This is a genomic window from Streptomyces sp. NPDC043861 (assembly GCF_056435905.1).
Genome location: NZ_JBWKDP010000036.1, coordinates 1 through 4,064, shown reverse-complemented (window position 1 = coordinate 4,064; position 4,064 = coordinate 1). Strand labels below are relative to the sequence as shown.

The 4,064-nt window shown below is 72.0% G+C and carries 1 protein-coding gene; it reads left to right on the top strand.

The window, feature by feature from the left end; all coding sequences use genetic code 11:
- Positions 1-4,064, top strand: a 4,064-nt coding sequence (locus tag AC068D_RS35575) for an amino acid adenylation domain-containing protein (protein ID WP_478827290.1), incomplete at both ends; no start/stop codon positions are given.

The following is a 4,064-nucleotide window of genomic DNA, read 5'->3' as shown; positions in this document are numbered from 1 at the left end:
GATCCGGACCGTGCTGGGTGTCGAGACCGAGATCCGTACCGTGTTCGAGGCGCCGACCGTCGCCGGACTCGCGGCCCGACTCGCGGGCGCCGACAACGCCCGCGCCGCCCTCACCCCGATGCCCCGCCCCCACCACCTCCCCCTCTCCCATGCCCAGCAGCGACTGTGGTTCATCAACCAGCTGGAGGAGTCGAGCCCTTCGTACAACGTCCCCGTGGTCCTCGGGCTGCCCGCCGACATCGACCGCGAGGCGCTGAACGCGGCCTTCCGGGACGTCATCGGCCGCCACGAGGTCCTGCGCACCGTGTTCCCTGCGATCGACGGCGAGCCGTACCAGCGGATCACCGAAGCCGCGCAGCTGGACTGGGAGATCCAGGTCGTTCCGGTGCCGCCGGGCGAGCTCGAGGCCGAGGTCGAGAAGACGGCCGGGCACGCCTTCGACCTCACCCGGGAGGTGCCGATCCGCGCATGGCTCTTCGAGACGGAGACGGACACCGACGCGGTTCAGGTGCTGTCCGTCGTCCTGCACCACATCGCGAGCGACGGCTGGTCGACCGCGCCGCTGGCACGGGACCTGTCCGTCGCCTATGCGGCACGCCGCGAGGGCCGGGCACCGGAATGGGAGCCGCTGCCGGTCCAGTACGCGGACTACGCGCTCTGGCAGCGTGAGCTGCTCGGCGACGAACAGGACCCCGACAGTGTGGCGGGCCGCCAGGCGGACTACTGGAAGACGGCCCTGGACGGCATCCCCGAGGAGCTGGACCTTCCGGTCGACCACGCTCGCCCTGCGGTGCCCTCCCGCCGTGGGTACGACGCCTCGCTGGACATCCCCGCGGACGTCCACGCCCGGCTGGCGGACGTGGCGCGGGCCGAGGGGGCGACCATGTTCATGGTGCTCCAGGCGGCCCTGGCGGTCCTGCTGAACCGCCTCGGCGCCGGCACGGACATCCCGATCGGCACGGCCAACGCCGGCCGTACGGACGAGGCCCTCGACGACCTGGTCGGCTTCTTCGTCAACACCCTCGTGGTGCGGACCGACCTGACCGGCGACCCCACGTTCGTGGACGTCCTCGCCCGGGTGCGCGAGGTGGGTCTGTCCGCCTTCGCCCACCAGGACGTGCCGTTCGAGAAGCTGGTCGAGGAGCTCGCCCCGAGCCGCTCCATGGCACGACACCCGCTGTTCCAGGTGTCGTTGACGCTGCAGAACAACAAGGCGGCCGATCTGGATCTCGCCGGAGCACGCGTGGGAGGGGCGCCGTCGGCGGGCGTGTGGTCGAAGTACGACCTGGCGTTCGGCCTCGGTGAGGCCTTCGACACCGACGGCCGCCCGGCAGGGCTCCACGGTGGCCTGGTCGCTGCGGCAGACCTCTTCGAGGCGGAGTCGGTCGAGCGGATCGCGGTGCGCTTCGCTCACGTCCTGGCCGCGGTCGCCGCCGACCCGCAGGCACGGTTGAGCGCGGTGGATGTGCTCGACGCGGCCGAGCGCCGCCGGGTGCTGGTGGAGTGGAACGACACGGCCATGGAGGTCGAGCCGTCGACGCTGCCGCAGCTGTTCGAGGCGCAGGTCGCCCGGACCCCGGACGCGGTGGCGGTGGTGTTCGAGGGCATGGAAGTGTCGTACGCGGAGCTGGACGAGCGGGCGAACCGTCTCGCGCGGCTGCTGGCCGGCCGTGGTGTCGGTCCGGAGTCGATCGTCGCGGTGGCGCTGGAGCGCGGCGTCGACACGGTCGTGGCCCTCCTCGCAGTGGCGAAGGCCGGCGGTGCCTATCTGCCGGTCGACCCCGCGAACCCCGCCGAGCGGATCGCGGTCGTGCTGGCGGACGCCGCGCCGGTGGCGGCGGTCACCTCGCGGACCGTGGCCGGTGCGATGCCGGACGGCGTGCCGGTGGTGGTGCTGGACGAGCCCGCGGTGGCCGCGGAGCTGGCGGGGCTGCCGGGAACGTCGTCGGGTGTGGAGGTGCTGCCGTCGCACCCGGCATATGTGATCTTCACGTCGGGATCGACGGGCCGGCCCAAGGGGGTCGTGGTGTCCCACGAGGGAGTCGTGAACCGCCTGGCCTGGATGCAGGAGCGGTTCGGGCTCACCACCGAGGACCGGGTACTGCAGAAGGCGGCATTCGGGTTCGACCTGTCGGTGTGGGAGTTCTTCGGGACCCTGACCGTGGGCGCGGGCCTGGTCGTGGCGCGCCCCGACGGGCACAAGGACCCGGCCTACCTTGCCGCTCTGGTGCGCGAGGCCGGGGTGACGACGATGCACTTCGTGCCGTCGATGCTGGAGGCATTCCTGGCGGATCCTGCCGCGCCGGAGACGGCTGCGGTACTGCGGCGCGTGATGTGCGGGGGCGAGTCGCTGACCCCCTTCGTGCGAGACCGGTTCTTCGCGCTCCTTCCCGGTGTCGAGCTGCACCACCTGTACGGGCCGACCGAGGCCTCGATCGACGTCACGGCCTGGCACTGCGAGCCGGGTACCGGCGGAGCCGTGGTGCCGATCGGCGGGCCGGTCGCCAACACACGGCTCTATGTGCTGGACGACAGGCTGGCCCCGGTGCCGGTCGGCGTGGCCGGTGAGCTGTACATCGAGGGCGTGCAGCTGGCCCGCGGCTACGTGGGCCGTCCGGGGCTGACGGCGGAGCGGTTCGTCGCCTCCCCGTTCGCCTCCGGCGAGCGGCTGTACCGCACGGGCGACCTGGCGCGCTGGAACACGGACGGTGCGGTGGAGTTCCTGGGCCGCGTCGACGAACAGGTGAAGATCCGTGGCTTCCGGATCGAACCGGGCGAGGTCCAGGCCATCATTGCCGGGCACCCGCAGGTCGCACAGGCCGCCGTGGTCGCCCGTGATGACGTCCCCGGTGATCTGCGACTGGTCGCCTACGTGGTCCCGGAGGCCGGGTCCGCCGTACTCCCGCAGCACATCCAGGAGTTCGCGGCGTCCCGTCTGCCGGAATACCTGGTCCCGGCCGCGGTGGTCGTGCTGGACACGCTGCCGCTGTCGGTGAACGGCAAGTTGGACCGCAGGGCCCTGCCGGCCCCCGCGTACACGTCCGGGGCCGGCCGTGCCCCGGCGACGCTCCGGGAAGAGCTGCTGTGCGCCGCGTTCGCGCAGGTCCTCGGCCTGGAGAGGGTGGGCGTGGACGACGACTTCTTCGCGCTCGGCGGGCACTCGCTCCTCGGCGTGCGGCTGATCAGCCGGGTGCGCACGATCCTCGGTGTCGAGGTGCCGCTGCGGATGCTCTTCGAGACGCCGACGGTGGCCGGGATGGCGTCGCGGCTGTCCGACACGGCCGGTGCTCGGCTCGCGCTCACGGCCGGCGAACGGCCGGAGCGTCCGCCGCTGTCCTTCGCCCAGCAGCGGTTGTGGTTCATCGACCAACTGGAGGGGCCGAGCTCCACGTACACCATCCCCTTCCGGCTGGAGCTGCCCCCCGGCCTGGACCGAGACGCCCTGGGCGCCGCGCTGCGCGACGTCGTCGGACGGCACGAAGTGCTCCGGACGGTGTACGCGGCCGGCGAGAGCGAGCCGTACCAGCGGATCGTGGACGTCGACGACCTGGCCTGGGAGATGCAGGTCGTGGAGGTCACGCCCGATGCGCTGGACGAGGTGGTGGCCGAGGCCGAGGGCCGCGCCTTCGACCTGTCGGCGGACGTTCCCTTCCGCGCTTCGCTGTTCGTGGCCGGACCGGACGAGCAGGTACTGCTCATCCTGATCCACCACATCGCCGGTGACGGCTGGTCCGTGGACCCTCTGGCCAGGGACATCGTGACCGCATACGAAGCACGGTCCGAGGGCCGGGTGCCCGTGTGGGAGCCGCTGCCGGTGCAGTATGCGGATTACGCGCTGTGGCAGCGGGAGCTGCTGGGTGACGAGCAGGACCCGGAGAGTCTGATGGCCCGCCAGGTCGGCTACTGGCGTGATGCGCTGTCGGGTGCCCCGGAGGAGCTGGCTCTGCCGTTCGACCGGCCGCGTCCGGTGGTGGCGTCCCACCGTGGTCACCGCGTGTCGCTGGAGGTTCCGGCGGAGGTTCATGCGCGGTTGGTGGAGGTGGCGCGTGCTGAGGGTGTGACGC